Consider the following 15,070-nt stretch of genomic DNA (forward strand, 5'->3'; position numbering starts at 1 on the left):
CGGGCCCCGAGCCGACGGGCCCGGGGGCGGCTCAGGCGCCGGAGATCTCGGTGCGGATCCGGTCCCGGGCCTGGTCCAGGGCGGCCTGGACGGCGGCCAGGTCGTCGTCGTCCAGCCGGGCGTCCCGGGCGCCGGCCCGGACGTCCTCGACGAACCCGCGCAGGAGCCGTTCCAGCTTGAGCCGGGCGATGTCCTCCCGGGACCCGGTCGCGGTCTTCCAGGCGTCCTCCCAGGTGTGCCGCCACTCCTCCTTCCATGCCTGGGTCTGCTCGCGCCAATGGTCGCGCTGGCGCTGCCACTCGTCCTTCTGCCGGTCGGTGGTCTCCTTCCAGGCGTCATTGGAGGCGGTGCGGTTCTGCTCGCGCATCGTGCGGGCGGCCTGGGTGAGCTCCTCGCGCAGCGACCGCACGGTCTGCCGGACGTCCTGCTGCACCTCGCGGGCGAACTCCTGGGCCGAGGCGGAGATCTCCTCCTCCAGGTCGGCGAGCTCGTCCATGCGGCGTTCCAGCTCGGCCCTGCCCTTGTCGGTGAGGGAGTAGACCTTCTTGCCCTTGACGACCTCGTGGCTCACCAGGCCCTCGGACTCCAGCCGTGCCAGCCGCGGGTAGATGGTGCCGGGGGAGGGGGAGTACACCCCGAGGAAGCGGTCCTGCAGCAGCCGGATCACCTCGTACCCGTGCCGGGGGCTCTCCTCCAGAAGCTTGAGGAGGTACAGGCGGAGGCGGCCGTGGCCGAAGACGGGGCTCAACTCACTTCTCCCTTCGGGGTGGGGTGATCTCGGAGACCTCGCCGCCGCCCCGGCCGAGCAGGGCGATGCCGCCGGAGACCGTGTTGACCGTCAGCCGGCCCGAGCCGTCCCCCAGCTTGCCGGTCACGGCGCGCGTCACGGTGCGCTCCTCGCGGCCCAGCTCGGGGAAGGCGGTCTCGATCCGCCCGGCGGCCGAGTTCAGCGCGACCGTGCTGCCGGCCGACTCGGGGATGCGCAGCGCGACCTCGCCGGAGACCGTGTTGATCTCGATCCGGCCGGGGCCCGCCGGATCGATGTCGGCGGCGATCCGGCCGCTGACGGTACGGGCGGCCAGCGTGTCGACGGCGCCGCCGGCCAGCGCGAGGTCGCCGGACACGGAGGTGAAGGTGACCGTTCCGTCCAGGCCCTGCGCCTCGATCGCCCCGGAGACGGTGTTGGCGTCGATGTCGCCGGTGACCCCGTCCAGGGTGACCGAGCCGGCGCCGCTGCGGATGGAGGTGCGCGCGGCCATCCCGGCGATCACGGCGTCCGCGGAGACCAGGTTGAGGGTGACCGGGCAGTCGTGCGGGACGGTCACGGTGATGGCGGCCCGGCAGGGGTGGGTGCGCAGCCAGCTCAGGACGCCCTCCCAGAGCCGCTCGTGGGTGATGGTGAGCATGCCGGCCTCGTGGCCGACCAGCAGCGGCGGCCCCTCGATGTCACCGATCATGACCGACGGACGGTCGTCGGAGGCCAGTACCGAGACGCTCCCGGCGATGAGGGTGGCCTTGAGCGCGACCACGCCGTCGAAGTCCAGGGTGGTCGGTTCGTCGATGGTCCAGCGTGACATGGTGCCCTGCCTTTCCGAGCACTGCGTGGAGGGTGGCGGCCCGCCCGGTCACCTCCCAGTAAACACGACATGTCGCGTCTTGGGGGAGCGTGTGTCAACGGATGGACGGACTAGTCGAGGTCGTCGTCGTCCTCGTCGTCCAGCCGGGCCAGCCACGTCGCCAGCCGCTCGACCGGCGTCTCGAACTCGGGGTTGAGGTCCACGAACTCGCGCAGCCGCTCGGCCAGCCAGCCCAGGCTGACCTCCTCGCCGCCGCGCCGGTCGGACAGTTCCTCGATGCCCCGGTCGGTGAAGTACATCTCGCTGAATCTCCCGTAGCGCTCCGGATCCGCGCGGGACGGCGGCAACGCCGAGGGCTCCGGCGCGGACGTCGCCGCGCCGGAGCCCTCGGGGCCGCAGGGGTCCCGCGTTACTTCTGTTCGCCGAACAGCCGGGCCAGCAGGGCCTCCTGCTCCGCCTGGTGCAGCTTGGCCGATCCCACCGCCGGGGACGAGGACGCCGGGCGCGACACGCGCTTCATGTTCAGGCCCTCGATGTGGTGGGACAGCTTGAGCGCCATGAACGGCCAGGCGCCCATGTTGGCCGGCTCGTCCTGTACCCAGACCACCTCGGCGCCGGCCGGGTACTTGGCCAGCTCGGCCTTGATCTCGTCGACCGGCGGCGGGTAGAGCCGCTCCACCCGGACCACCGCGGTGTCGGTGGCGCCCGCCGACTTCCGGGCGTTCACCACCTCGTAGTAGATCTTGCCGGTGGTCAGCAGCACCCGCCGCACCCCGGCCGGGTCGATCGCCGGGTCGGTGTCGGGGATGACGGGCTGGAACGCGCCGCCGGTGATCTCCGAGACCCGCGAGGCCGCCGCCTTGAGCCGCAGCAGCACCTTGGGCGTGAACACGACCAGCGGCTTGCCCCGCCCGGACAGCACCTGCCAGCGCAGCAGGTGGAAGTAGTTCGCCGAGGTCGTCGGGTAGACCACCGTCATGTTGTCCTGGGCGCACAGCTGCAGGTAACGCTCGATGCGCGCGGACGAGTGGTCGGGGCCCTGGCCCTCGTAGCCGTGCGGCAGCAGCAGCACCACGCTGGAACGCTGGCCCCACTTCTGCTCGCCGGACGAGATGTACTCGTCGACGATCGACTGGGCGCCGTTGGCGAAGTCGCCGAACTGGGCCTCCCAGGCCACCAGCGCGTCCGGCCGGGTCATCGAGTAGCCGTACTCGAAGCCCATCGCGGCGTACTCGCTGAGCAGCGAGTCGTGCACGTAGAACTTCGACACGCCCTGGCCGAACTGCTTGAGCGGGGTGTACTCCTCGCCCGTCCTGCGGTCCACCAGCACCGCGTGCCGCTGGCCGAAGGTGCCGCGCCGGCTGTCCTGGCCGACCAGCCGCACCGGGCGGCCGTCGATCAGCAGCGAGCCGAGCGCCAGCAGCTCGCCGGTGGCCCAGTCGATCGCGTCGTCCTCGATCGACTGCACCCGGCGCTGCAGGATCGGCTGCAGCCGCGGATGGACGTTGAAGTCCTCCGGCAGGCTGACCTGCGACTCGATGATCCGCTTGACCACCTCGGCGCCGATCGCCGTCCCGGCCGAGCCGTGGTCGATCGGGATCCGCTCCTCGACGTCGGGCTTGACCACCGAACCCGGCTCCAGCGGCTTCTTGACCGCCTCGCGGGTCTCGGTGAACGCCCGTTCCAGCTGGAGCTGGTAGTCGCGCAGCGACGCCTCGGCCTCCTCGACCGTGATGTCGCCGCGGCCGATCAGCGCCTCGGTGTAGAGCTTGCGCACCGACCGCTTGGCGTCGATCAGGTCGTACATCAGCGGCTGGGTGAACGAGGGGTTCTCGCCCTCGTTGTGGCCGCGCCGCCGGTAGCAGACCATGTCGATGACGACGTCCTTCTTGAACGTCTGGCGGTACTCGAAGGCCAGCCGCGCCACCCGGGCGCAGGCCTCGGGGTCGTCGCCGTTGACGTGGAAGATCGGCGCCTGGATCATCCGGGCCACGTCGGTGGAGTAGACGCTGGAGCGCGAGTACTCCGGCGCGGTGGTGAACCCGACCTGGTTGTTGATCACCACGTGCACGGTGCCGCCGGTGCGGTAGCCGCGCAGCTGGGAGAGGTTGAGGGTCTCGGCCACCACGCCCTGCCCTGCGAACGCGGCGTCGCCGTGGATCAGGACGGGCAGCACGCTGAAACCGGCCTCGCCGACGTCCAGCAGGTCCTGCTTGGCGCGGACGACGCCCTCCAGCACCGGGTCGACCGTCTCCAGGTGCGAGGGGTTGGCCACCAGCTCACAGTGGATCTTGGAGCCGTCGTCGGCAACGAAGTCGCCCGCGGCGCCCAGGTGGTACTTCACGTCGCCGGAGCCCTGCGCGCTGCGCGGGTCGAGGTTGCCCTCGAACTCGCCGAAGATCTGCCCGTAGGACTTGCCGACGATGTTGGCCAGCACGTTCAGCCGGCCGCGGTGCGCCATGCCGATGACGACCTCGTCCAGGTGCGCCTTGGCCGCGGCGGAGATCACCGAGTCCAGCAGCGGGATGACCGACTCGCCGCCCTCCAGCGAGAACCGCTTCTGGCCGACGAACTTGGTCTGCAGGAACGTCTCGAACGCCTCGGCGCTGTTGAGCCGGCGCAGCACGTGCAGCTGCTCCTCGCGCGACGGCTTGTCGTGCGGGACCTCGACGCGCTCCTGGATCCAGGCCCGCTCCTCGGGGTCCTGGATGTGCATGTACTCGATGCCGACCGTGCGGCAGTAGGCCATCCGCAGCACGCCGAGGATGTCGCGCAGCTTCATGGTCGGCTTGCCGCCGAACCCGCCGGTCGCGAACTCGCGCTCCAGGTCCCACAGGGTGAGGCCGTGCTGGAGGATGTCCAGGTCGGGGTGGCGGCGCTGCTTGTACTCCAGCGGGTCGGTGTCGGCCATCAGGTGGCCGCGGACCCGGTAGGCGTGGATCAGCTCGTGCACGCGGGCGACCTTGGCGACGTCGTCCTCGTGGGTGGCGGAGATGTCCTGGACCCAGCGCACCGGCTCGTACGGGATGCGCAGGGCCTCGAAGATCTCGTCGTAGAAGCCGTCCTCGCCCAGCAGCAGCCGGTGGATGCGGCGCAGGAAGTCGCCCGACTGCGCGCCCTGGATGATGCGGTGGTCGTAGGTGGAGGTCAGCGTCATGACCTTGCTGATCCCCATCCGCGACAGCGTCTCCTCGGAGGCGCCGGCGAACTCGGCCGGGTACTCCATCGCGCCCACGCCGATGATGGTGCCCTGCCCGGGCATCAGGCGCGGCACCGAGTGCACGGTGCCGATGGTGCCGGGGTTGGTCAGGCTGATCGTGGTGCCCTGGAAGTCCTCAAGGGTCAGCTTGTTGCCGCGCGCCTTGCGGACGATCTCCTCGTAGGCCGCCCAGAACTGGCGGAAGTCGAGGGTGTCGGCGGCCTTGATGCTCGGCACCACCAGCTGCCGCTGGCCGTCGGCCTTCTGCAGGTCGATGGCCAGGCCGAAGTTGACGTGCTCGGGCCTGATCAGCACCGGCTTGCCGTCGACCTCGGTGTAGGCGCTGTTCATCTCCGGCATCGCCGCCAGCGCCCGCACGATGGCGAAGCCGATCAGGTGCGTGAACGACACCTTCCCGCCGCGCCCGCGCTTGAGGTGGTTGTTGATGACGATCCGGTTGTCGATCAGCAGCTTGGCCGGGACGGCGCGCACGCTGGTCGCGGTCGGGACCGCCAGGCTGGCCTCCATGTTGGTGGCCGTCCGGGCCGCCACGCCGCGCAGCCGAACCTCCTCCGCGCCCGCCGGCACGGCGGGGGCGGGGGCGGCGGGCTTGGCCGCGGCGGACTTCGCGGGCGCCTTGGGCGCTGCCGCGGGCGCCTTGGGCGCCGTGGCGGGGGCCTGCGGTGTCGGCGGAGCCGCCGCGGTGCCGTTGGCCGTACCGGTGGTGGCCTGGGGCGCCCCGGGAGAGGCGGGGGTCACGGCCGGCCGGGAGTCCGGCTGGTAGTCCGCGAAGAAATTCCACCAGGCCTCGTCAACCGAGTTGGGGTCCTCGAGGTACTTCTGGTACAGCTCGTCGACCAGCCACTCGTTGGCACCGAAATCTGTCATCTTTGGGTCGGCACTGGATTGCGCTGACTCTGTCGACACGGCGGAGATCGCCCTCTTCCGCAGCTCGCAGGTGAGTTCTGAGACGAGTCAAGGCTACTCGCACTTGCGCCTCACCCATGCACATGCCGGGTGACCTCCGCCCGCAACCCGCCGAAACGGCCGAACCTGCCGACGGGCACGGGTCCCGTTCGGCAGGTTCCGATGAAACAGCAGGTGATCAGTGAATTGCCCTGGGTGTCGGGCGTCAGTGGGTGTGCGGGGCCACGGTCGGGCCCTCGCTGGCCTGGACGAGCACGAAGCCCTGCCCCTGGTAGGCCAGCTGCATGGCCTCGCCGCTGCCCCGCCCGATCAGCGCGCTCGCCTTGAACGTGCGGTTGACGCCCACGTGCAGGCCGGTGCTCCAGGCCACGGCGGACTGGCCGTCGGCGAACGTCGGCGCCCGCCCGCAGTCGAGCATGACCGGCGTGCCGTGGGTGGTGAGGGCCACCCAGCCGGTGCCCTGGAGGGTGGTGTTGAACAGGCCGCCCGCGGCGATGCCCGCGCCCTGCACGCGCTGGATGTCGGACTGCAGGTGCGAGTCGTAGGCCAGGATGTTGGAGCCGTTGACCGTGAGCCCCTCGTTCTCCAGGTAGAAGAGGTGGATGTCGTCGGCGTCGTTGGCCACGAACAGCAGCCCCTGCCCCTTCACCCGCATCAGCGGGACGCCCTCGCCGGTCAGGGCCTTCTTGAGGAACTTGCCCATGCCGCCCGAGCCCTCGTAGTCGAACTCCATCTGCCCCTGGAACGCGACCATGGACCCCTGGCGGGCGAGGACGTCGCCGTTCAGATGGATCCGGAGCATCTTGGAGTTCTGGAGCGCGAAGTGGCCGGGGAGCTGCTGGCCCTGGTCCATGTTGTTGAAGAAGTTGCTGCGCATCGGGTGGGCCTTGCCTTTCCTGTCTCTGGGGACGAAATATCGACCTCAAGTGCAACGCGCAGCATAACGACAGGTGGTGACGAGACCGGCGGCATTCCGGCCAAGGGGCCCGGGACGCGTTCCGGTCACGGGTCGTCACGCCTGGTCATGGGCTTGCGAGCCGCTCCCGCCCGTGCGGCTCGTCCCAGGAGATGAGCGGTCCCCGGGGAACGACGCCGGACGGATTCACGTTGCGCTGCGTCACGTAATAGTGCCGCTTGATGTGGTCGAAGTTCGTGGTCTCGCGGAAGGCGGGCAGGGAGTACAGGTCCCGGGCGTACCCCCACAGGTTCGGATAGTCGGCCAGGCGCCGCAGGTTGCACTTGAAGTGCGAGTAGTAGACCGGGTCGAAGCGCGCCAGCGTGGGATAGAGCCGGACGTCGGCCTCGGTCAGCCGGTCGCCGAAGAGGTAGCGGCGTCCGGACAGCCGTTCCTCCAGCAGGTCGAGCGTGCCGAAGAGGGCCTCGACCGCCTCGTCGTAGGGCTCCTGCGCGGTGGCGAAGCCGGCCTTGTAGACCCCGTTGTTGACGGTCTGGTAGACCAGCTCGTTCAGCTCGTCGATCTCGGGGCGGAGGGCTTCGGGGTAGAGGTCGGGGGCGCCGGCCGCGTGGTACGCGGTGAACTCCGTCTCCATCATGATCGTGATCGCCGGGAAGTCGTTGGTGACCAGCCGCCCGGTCACCGCGTCCCAGACGCAGGGCACCGTGTAGCGCCCCTCGAACGAGGGGTCGGTGGCCAGGTACAGCTCCGACAGGAAGCGGGCGCCGGTCACCGGGTCGGGCTCGGGGAACCGCCAGCCGCGCTCGTCGCGGATGGGGTCCACCACCCCGACGCCGATCACCTCCTCCAGGCCCAGCAGCCTCCGGACGATCAGCGTCCGGTGCGCCCAGGGGCAGGCGTAGGAGACCAGCAGCCGGTACCGTCCCGGCCCGGCCGGGAGGCCGTCCGCCCCCGAGGCCGTGATCCTGCCGGTGAAGTGGTTGGACTGCCGGACGAACCGTCCGCCGGAGATCTCCTTCTCGACCGAGGTCATGGTCGCCGTTCCTCCCTCGATGGTGGTCGCGCCGGGGGTCCTACCCGCGCCCGGCGCCGTCATGGGCGGCCGGTCCGCGGCGGGCGTGCCGGCCCGAGACGCGGCCCAGGACCGGCGGCAGGTCCAGGTAGGTGCGGATGCCGGGCTCGGCGGCGCAGACGACCGGGACGGCGTTGACGGCGTGCGCCGCGGCGGCCGAGATGCCGTTGGAGACCCAGTCCTCGTCGGTGCTGAGCGTGATCGAGGGGCGGCCGTGCACCCGGACGGCGTACCCGGGACGGCCCCACTCGGGGACCTGGGCGGCGTCGGCCTTGTGGATCTGCTCCACGGTGATGGACGGCCGGCCGCCGGTCATCGCGCTGAAGGTCCACCGGGCCGCGGCGACGGTGCCGCGCGCCACCGGCCCGGCCGCGATCGTGAAGTCGGCGGTCGCCAGCCGGTAGTCCACGTCGGTGTCGATCTCGTCCACCTCCAGGCCGAGCCCGGCGGCCACCAGGTGCAGGCTCTCGGCGGCCAGCACCTGCATCGCGCCGCGGGTGGGCCGCATCGCGCGCAGGTACGCCTCCTCCGTCTTGCCGAACCCGATGATGTGGCGCACCATCCGGCGGGACGGATGCCCGGAGAAGTCCACGCACTCGCGCGCGTAGACGTGGGTGATGCCGCGGGACAGGCGGGACAGCGTCAGCGGCATCACGTCGGACATGAAGCCGGGGTTGGCACCGGTCCCGTGCAGCGACGTGCCGCCCCGCTTGCAGGCGTCCTCCAGCTCCTCGACCATGCCCGGGCCGTGCGCGTGGGGGTAGATGTAGCCGTGCGTGGCGATCACGTTCTTGCCGGAGGCGAGCAGCGCGCAGACGGTGTCGACGTCGCTGAACGGGTCGCCCGCCGGCCCGGGGGCGTAGACCACGCAGTCGGCGTCCAGGTCGAGGACGTCCCGCGGGTCGGCGGTGGCCGGGACGCCGATCGGCCCGCGCCCGGCCAGCACCCCGGCGTCCATGCCGACCTTGTCCTGGTCGTACACCAGGGCCCCGGCCAGCTCCAGGTCCGGGCGTTCCAGGACGCCCCGGATGACGCTGCGGCCCAGGGCCCCGGTGGCCCACTGCACGACGCGGAGCGGTCGAGCGTTCATGGACGGTCCTCCGTGCTCGGCACTGCGGACGGACGGGTGGTGGTTCGGGCCGGGAGGCCGGTGGGTGTGGAGCTTACGCTGAACATTGCACGGAAAGACGTGTTTGTTGCAACTTTCATTCGAGTGACTGTCTCGTCCCGGAAACGGGGAACATCGGAGATCATCGGGGCCGGATCCGAGCGGGATTCGGTCGGGTGGTACCACTGGGTAGGTTCGGGTGATTACCTAGGGGCACCCAGCCGCCGCGATGTAGAGGAGACAGGATGTCGGAACTGCGTTACGAGGGTCGCGTCGCCATCGTCACCGGAGCCGGGCACGGCCTGGGCCGCCAGCACGCGCTGGAGCTGGCCGGACGCGGCGCCAAGGTCGTCGTCAACGACCTCGGCGGCGACCGCTCCGGCGCCGGCGCCTCCGCCGGCCCCGCCCAGGACGTGGTCGAGGAGATCAAGAAGAACGGTGGCGAGGCCGTCGCCAACCCCGACAACGTGGCGACCGTCGAGGGCGCGCAGGCGATCGTGCAGACCGCGCTGGACGCCTTCGGCAAGATCGACATCGTCGTCAACAACGCCGGCATCCTGCGCGACAGGTCGTTCAAGAACATGACGCCGGAGGAGTTCGACGGGGTCATCGCCGTGCACCTGCGCGGGTCGTTCCTGGTGGCGAGCGCCGCCTGGGCGCACCTGCGCGAGCAGGGCTACGGCCGGATCGTCAACACCTCGTCCCCGGCGGGCCTGTTCGGCAACTTCGGCCAGGCGAACTACAGCACGGCCAAGATGGGCCTGGTCGGGTTCACCAAGACCCTGGCCCACGAGGGCCGCAAGTACGGCATCAAGGCCAACGCGATCGCCCCGGTCGCCTGGACCCGGATGACCGAGGACCTGCTGCCCGCCGCCAACGCCGACGCGCTGGGCGTCGACAAGGTCACCCCGCTGGTGGCCTACCTGGTGCACGAGAGCAACGAGGCGTCCGGCGAGGTCTACACCGTCGGCGGCGGCCGGGTCGCGCGGATCCTGGTGGCCGAGGGCCCGGGCTGGGGCAAGAAGGGCGACCTCTCGGTCGAGGACATCCGGGACAACTGGGAGGCGATCAACGCCGCGGAGCCGCACACGGTGCCGGCCAACGTCGGCGAGCAGATGGGCCCCCTGATCCAGCACCTGGGCTCCTGACGGCGACGGCTCCGATGGGTGATCTGCGGATCGACCGGCGGGACGGGGTGCTCATCCTCACCCTGTCCCGCCCGGAGCGGCTGAACGCCGTCACCGCCGCGCTCAACGAGGAGCTCCTGGACGTCCTCAACGAGCTGATGCGCGACAACGAGACCCGGGTCGTGATCCTCACCGGCGAGGGGCGCGGGTTCTGCTCGGGCATGGACCTCCAGGGCGAGCCCGGCGGGACCGAGGGCGAGGGGCGGATCCAGCGGATCCACCACGGGATCACGCGGGGCGGCGAGGTCACCGCGCGGCTCCGGGAGATCCCGCAGCCGGTCATCGGCGCGCTGCACGGCCCGGTCGCGGGCATGGGGGTCTCCTGGGCCCTGGCCTGCGACCTGCGGGTGGCCGACCCCACCACGCGGTTCGTGGTGCCGTTCGTCGACCTGGGGCTGTCGGCCGGCGACTGCGGGCTGTCCTGGCTGCTGCCCAGGCTGATCGGCCCCGCCCGGGCGGCCGAGATCTTCTACCGGGCGCAGCGGCTGGACGTGGACCGGGCGCGCGAGCTGGGGCTGGTCACCGAGGTCGCGGCGGAGGGCGAGGACCTGGCGGGCGCGCTGGCGCTGGCCGGGGAGCTGCTCGCCAAGTCGCCGTACGGGCTGCGGCGCACCAAGGAGCTGCTCAACCTGTCACTGGACGCACCGGGCCTGCGCCATCAGCTGGCGCTGGAGACCGGGATCCAGACGATGGCCTTCTTCACCGAGGATCTGGCCGAGGGCATGACGGCGACGCTGGAGCGGCGTCCGCCGGAGTTCAGGAACCGCTGAGGAACCGCTGACCGGCCGCGCGCGGAAGCGTGCCGCCCCGCCCGTTCCGCCGGACGGGGCGGCGCGCCGCCCCGTCCGGTCAGCCCGCCAGGGCGCTGGCGAGCGCCTCGGCGTAGCGCAGCGCGGCCAGCCGGGCCAGCGCCGGGTGCGCGCCCAGCGGCGCGGAGTGCTGGGCCCCGGCCGCCGCCGCGGCGGCCGCGACGTGCTGCCCGCTGGACTCGATGCCGATCAGGTGCGGCGCCAGCGCGAGCCGCGCGACGCCCGACGCGCGCAGCTGGGCCGCGGCGGCCCGGATGGCCGCGTCGTCGTCGATCCGCGCGGTGAAGACCGGCGAGGCCAGCCGCGAGGCCAGCAGCACGCTGGTGACCTCGGCCTGGCGGACCGCGGTGGCGTCGCCCGGGGTGGCCACGATGATCCCGCCGGCGGCGGTCACCATGGTCATCATCCGGATCCGGTCGGCCCGGGCCAGCCCGGCGTCGGCCAGCCGGTCGTGCAGGGCCTCGGCGATCAGCGGGTGGGGGCCCAGCGGCTCGGCCGGCACCGCACGGATCGCGGCGTCCGCGACGATCTTGCGGATCGCCCCCTCGATGGCGGGATCGGGGCCGGTGGACAGCGGTACCACCACCGCTTCCGGCTCGTCGGAGGAACGCTGCGGGAGCCCGGCGAGGAGGTCGCTGAGATGTCCCTCGTCCCCGTCCAGGTAACCGACCAGGGTGGGCTGGCCGGTGTGCTCGATCTCGACGAGCCTGGCGAGTTCCTCGGGGACCCCGCCGGCGCTCCGGACGGACCCGGGAACGGCGAGGACGAGGACGGGGGAGCCGGGGGGCAGCAGGAAGGATTCGTCGCCGCGGTGCCGGCCGCCTCGTGGGGGCCGGCGGCGCCGTGACGGAAGTGCCTCGGATGCCTGACTTTCGGGACTCACGGCGGGAATCGTAACGCCGTAACGGGCACATCGGTGATTCTGCTGCTCTTTGTTCCCGGTCCGGGACGTGATCAGTGGGTGGTGTCAGGCCAGGAAGTGATGCGTTTGTACCGAAATGCGGAGAACTTGTGGGAACAGACGCCGGAGCCTCTATGATCGGTCGGCATCCGGAGCCCGAGGGACACAGCCAGCCACGAGGTGTCATGAATCCTCGAACGCGCTCGATCCGATCAAGGATCGTTCTGCTTCTGCTGGCCCCGATGATCTCCCTGGTCGCGCTCTGGACGTTCGCCGCGAGCCTCACCCTGGAGGATTTCCTGGAGCACCGCGCGCAGGGAGAGGCGAACGAGCGGGTGCGCCCCGCCGTCCGCGACGCCGTGTCCGCGCTCGGCGCCGAGCGGCGCGCCACGGCCGCGTTCCTGGGCGGCCCCGGCGACGCCCCCCGCCAGGCGATGGACACCGCCCGTGCCCGTACCGACGCGGCGGCGCGCGCGTTCCGCCGGAACGCCGCGGACGGCCCGGACGGCCCGCGCGCCCCAGAAGCCTCACAAGGCCCTGCCGCCCCGGAGGGCACCGGAACCCCCGACGGCCTGGACGCGGCCCTGACCGGCACGCTGCGGGCGGCACTGCGGGAGCTGGACCGGCTGCCCGCCATCCGCCGCGCGGTCGACGCCCGCGGGCTGGAGCCCTCCGCCGCGATCGAGGCCTACGGTCTCCCGGTCGAGGCGCTGCACGCCTTCGCCGCCCGCCGGGTCCCCGCGGGCGACGACGGCCTCCACCGCTGGGACGCGGGGCTGGTCGCCGGCGCCCGTGCCATGGACGCGATCGAGCGGCAGAGCGCGCTGGTGGCCGGCGCCGGCGCGCGCGGCGGCCGGCTGACCGCGGCCGAGCGGCGTTCCTTCACCGAGGCGGTCGCCGCGCAGCGGCGGCTGTGGGCCGAGCAGCGGGCCCGCCTGGAGCCCGCCGTGCACGGCCGCCTGCTGGGACCGATCTTCGCCTCGTCCGCCTACACCGAGCTGCGCGGCCTGGAGGAGGACGTCGCGGGCGCGGACGGCGGCGAGACCGAGGTGGACGCCCGCCGGTGGGACGCCGCCGCGCAGCCCCTGCTGGCCTCCCTCGGCTCCGCCCACCGGCGCGGCGAGGGGCTGCTGGAGCGGCGGCGGGACGAGCTCGGCCGGGAGAGCCTGCTGTGGCCGGGGCTCGTGGGCGGGTTCGGCGCCGCCGCGGTGGCGCTGTCGATCCTGGTCTCGCTCCGGACCGGCCGCGGGCTGGCCCGCGAGCTGGCCGGGGTGCGCGCCTCCGCCCTCGAACCCGCCCGGCCCCGCCTTCTCGAACTGGAGGCGCCGGAGGTTGCGGCGACCGCGGCCGGGACGACCGGGGACGAGGCCACCGGCGAGGCCGCCGGGGACGAGGCGGCCCGGGACGAGCGCTCCGGGACGCCGGGCCCGCACGAGGGCCGCACCCAGGAGATCCTGGAGCTCGCCGACGCGTTCGCCGCCGTCCGGGACGACGCCGAGCGGGCCCGCGCCGAGCAGGCCGGCCTGCGCGAGGGAGTGAGCCGGGTGCTGCGCGACCTGGCCCTCCGCAACCAGTCGCTGCTGCACCGCCAGCTGGCCATGCTCGCGGAGCTGGAGGGCCGGGCGCGGCCCGCCGGCCGCGACGAGCTGTTCCGGCTGGAGCGGCTCACCACCCGGATGCGCCGGCACGCCCGGAGCCTGGTCGTCCTGTCCGGCGCCGCCCCGGAAGGGGGCCGCCGCGCCCCGGTGCCGGTCCCGGACGCGCTGCGCGCGGCCGTCGCCGAGATCGAGGAGCCCGAGCGGGTGGAGGTGCTGACCCGGTCGCGGGAGGGGCTGGCGGGCTCCGCCGCGGCCGACGTGGTCCACCTGCTGGCCGAGCTGCTGGAGAACGCGGCGTCGTACTCGCCGCCCGGCAGCGGGGTCCGGATGACGGCCGAACGGGTCGGCGGCGGGTTCGCGATCGAGATCGAGGACCGCGGGCTCGGCATGGCGCCCGCCGAGCTGGACGAGATCAACCGGCGGCTGGCCGGCGCGCCGCGGTCCGGCCCGACAGAGTCCGGGCCGCCGGAGTCCGGGCTGATGGAGTCCGGGCTGGCGGACACCGGCCGGCTGGGCCTGCCGGTGGTGGCCCGGCTGGCCGCGCGGCACGGCGTGCGCGTCTCGCTGCGGCCCTCCCCGTACGGCGGCACCACCGCGATCGTGCTGCTGCCGCGCGAGCTGCTGGTCCCCGTGGAGCGCTCCGAACACGCCCCGCCCGCCGTACCACCGGCCGCACCACCGGCCGTGCTGCCGGCCGCGCCGCTCGCGGTGACGCCGCCGGCGGCGCCCCGTACGCCGTCCCCGACCCGGACGGCGCCCCAGAACGGCCAGGATGCCCCCGCGAACGGCGCGCCGGTCACGGTCGCCAGGCCGGCGGGCAATCCCTGGTTCGACGACGTCGTCGAATCCGCCCCCGGAACGGAGGCGGGAGGCGACGTCGAGCGGGGAGAGGACGTACCCTCTCTCCGGCCCGGTGTCGATCAGGACGCCGGGACCGACGGAAGCGGCCCGCCGCGCGAACCGGCCGGAACGTCCGCCGGGTCGCCCCGGCGGCACCACCGGGGGAGCCCGGCGCCGCGACCGTGCACGAAGGAGGGAATGCCGCCGCCTTCGGCGGCTGGACAGGGAGCGGCCGGCGGCATCGCCCGGTCGCCCGAGGAGGCCCGTTCGATGATGGCGTCGATACAGCAAGGATGGCGACGCGGACGAGCGTCGGATCCGGGGGATGAGGAAGCCCGATGATGCACAACACCGCGACCGGTGAACTGAACTGGCTGCTCAACGACTTCGCCGGGCGCGTCCCGAAGGTCCGGCAGGCGGTGATCCTCTCACGCGACGGGCTGGCCGTCGCGGCCTCGCAGGAACTGGGGCGGGAGGACGCCGAGCATCTGTCCGCGCTGGCGGCCGGGGTGCAGAGCCTCGCCCGCGGCGCGGGGCGGCATTTCGGCGGCGGCAACGTGCGGCAGACCATCATCGAGATGGACACCATGCTGCTGTTCGTGACCGCCGCCGGCAACGGCACCTGCCTGGCCGTACTGGCCGCGGCGGACGCCGACGCCGGCATGATCGCCTACGAGATGGCCGTGCTGGTCAAGCGAGTGGGTCAGCACCTGCAGGCCAGCCCGCGGTTCGCCGGTACGGGATTCGACGGCAGCTGACCGATGGTCGGCCACCGGCTCGCCGCGGACGGCGGGCCGGTCGGCCTCCATCCCCGCCTCCGCCGCGCACGGCGTAGTAGGCTCCGGCAGTCCCCCCTTAAAGTGAAATATCGAGAGGTACCCCCGGTATGTCGCGCCTCCGGCAGCTCACAGCCCCCACCGGGCGCGGGGTTCATCA

At 72.6% G+C, this 15,070-nt stretch carries 12 protein-coding genes; 4 read left to right on the forward strand and 8 right to left on the reverse strand.

Annotated features, from left to right (window positions below):
* Nucleotides 1-31: 31 nt before the first annotated feature.
* The 7 genes from IW256_RS08040 to IW256_RS08070 all read right to left on the reverse strand — a co-directional run bounded on the left by IW256_RS08040 (nt 32) and on the right by IW256_RS08070 (nt 8,781).
* A complete protein-coding gene (locus IW256_RS08040) occupies nt 32-748 on the reverse strand; it encodes a PadR family transcriptional regulator (RefSeq protein WP_197010349.1) in 717 nt (238 codons plus the stop codon).
* Between the two features lies 1 nt (nt 749).
* The gene (locus tag IW256_RS08045; protein WP_197010350.1) at nt 750-1,577 is read right to left on the reverse strand and encodes a DUF4097 family beta strand repeat-containing protein; all 828 of its coding nucleotides are present in this window, start codon (nt 1,575-1,577) and stop codon (nt 750-752) included.
* A gap of 110 nt (nt 1,578-1,687) precedes the next feature.
* Complete coding sequence (locus IW256_RS08050) at nt 1,688-1,876, reverse strand: DUF6104 family protein (protein ID WP_197010351.1); 189 nt, start codon at nt 1,874-1,876, stop codon at nt 1,688-1,690.
* Between the two features lie 110 nt (nt 1,877-1,986).
* Nucleotides 1,987-5,664 (reverse strand): multifunctional oxoglutarate decarboxylase/oxoglutarate dehydrogenase thiamine pyrophosphate-binding subunit/dihydrolipoyllysine-residue succinyltransferase subunit, encoded by a 3,678-nt coding sequence (locus IW256_RS08055; RefSeq protein ID WP_231403700.1) that lies wholly within the window; start codon nt 5,662-5,664, stop codon nt 1,987-1,989.
* 244 nt (nt 5,665-5,908) lie between these two features.
* Nucleotides 5,909-6,580, reverse strand: a complete 672-nt coding sequence (locus tag IW256_RS08060; protein ID WP_197010353.1) for an AIM24 family protein — start codon at nt 6,578-6,580, stop codon at nt 5,909-5,911.
* Nucleotides 6,581-6,725: 145 nt separating this feature from the next.
* Nucleotides 6,726-7,652, reverse strand: a complete 927-nt coding sequence (locus IW256_RS08065) for a glutathione S-transferase family protein (RefSeq protein ID WP_197010354.1) — start codon at nt 7,650-7,652, stop codon at nt 6,726-6,728.
* A gap of 40 nt (nt 7,653-7,692) precedes the next feature.
* Nucleotides 7,693-8,781, reverse strand: coding sequence for an NAD(P)H-dependent amine dehydrogenase family protein (locus IW256_RS08070; RefSeq protein ID WP_197010355.1), 1,089 nt, complete (start codon nt 8,779-8,781; stop codon nt 7,693-7,695).
* Nucleotides 8,782-9,044: 263 nt separating this feature from the next.
* Between IW256_RS08070 and IW256_RS08075 the strand changes: the two genes are divergently transcribed.
* Together IW256_RS08075 and IW256_RS08080 are read left to right on the forward strand one after the other, a co-directional pair.
* Entirely contained in the window at nt 9,045-9,947 is a 903-nt protein-coding gene (locus IW256_RS08075) for an SDR family oxidoreductase (RefSeq protein WP_197010356.1), read from the forward strand.
* A gap of 14 nt (nt 9,948-9,961) precedes the next feature.
* Nucleotides 9,962-10,756, forward strand: coding sequence for an enoyl-CoA hydratase/isomerase family protein (locus IW256_RS08080; RefSeq protein WP_197010357.1), 795 nt, complete (start codon nt 9,962-9,964; stop codon nt 10,754-10,756).
* A 79-nt stretch (nt 10,757-10,835) separates the two neighbouring features.
* On the opposite strand, the gene IW256_RS08085 is transcribed toward IW256_RS08080, so the two are convergent.
* Nucleotides 10,836-11,678, reverse strand: a complete 843-nt coding sequence (locus IW256_RS08085) for a sirohydrochlorin chelatase (RefSeq protein ID WP_197010358.1) — start codon at nt 11,676-11,678, stop codon at nt 10,836-10,838.
* Between the two features lie 260 nt (nt 11,679-11,938).
* Between IW256_RS08085 and IW256_RS08090 the strand changes: the two genes are divergently transcribed.
* Nucleotides 11,939-14,476, forward strand: coding sequence for a sensor histidine kinase (locus IW256_RS08090; RefSeq protein ID WP_197010359.1), 2,538 nt, complete (start codon nt 11,939-11,941; stop codon nt 14,474-14,476).
* The gene (locus tag IW256_RS08095; RefSeq protein ID WP_420535444.1) at nt 14,476-14,892 is read left to right on the forward strand and encodes a roadblock/LC7 domain-containing protein; all 417 of its coding nucleotides are present in this window, start codon (nt 14,476-14,478) and stop codon (nt 14,890-14,892) included. Before IW256_RS08090 ends, IW256_RS08095 begins: the two co-directional genes overlap by 1 nt.
* Nucleotides 14,893-15,070 lie beyond the last annotated feature (178 nt).

Source organism: Actinomadura viridis (assembly GCF_015751755.1).
In the GTDB taxonomy this organism is placed as follows: Bacteria; Actinomycetota; Actinomycetes; order Streptosporangiales; family Streptosporangiaceae; genus Spirillospora; species Spirillospora viridis.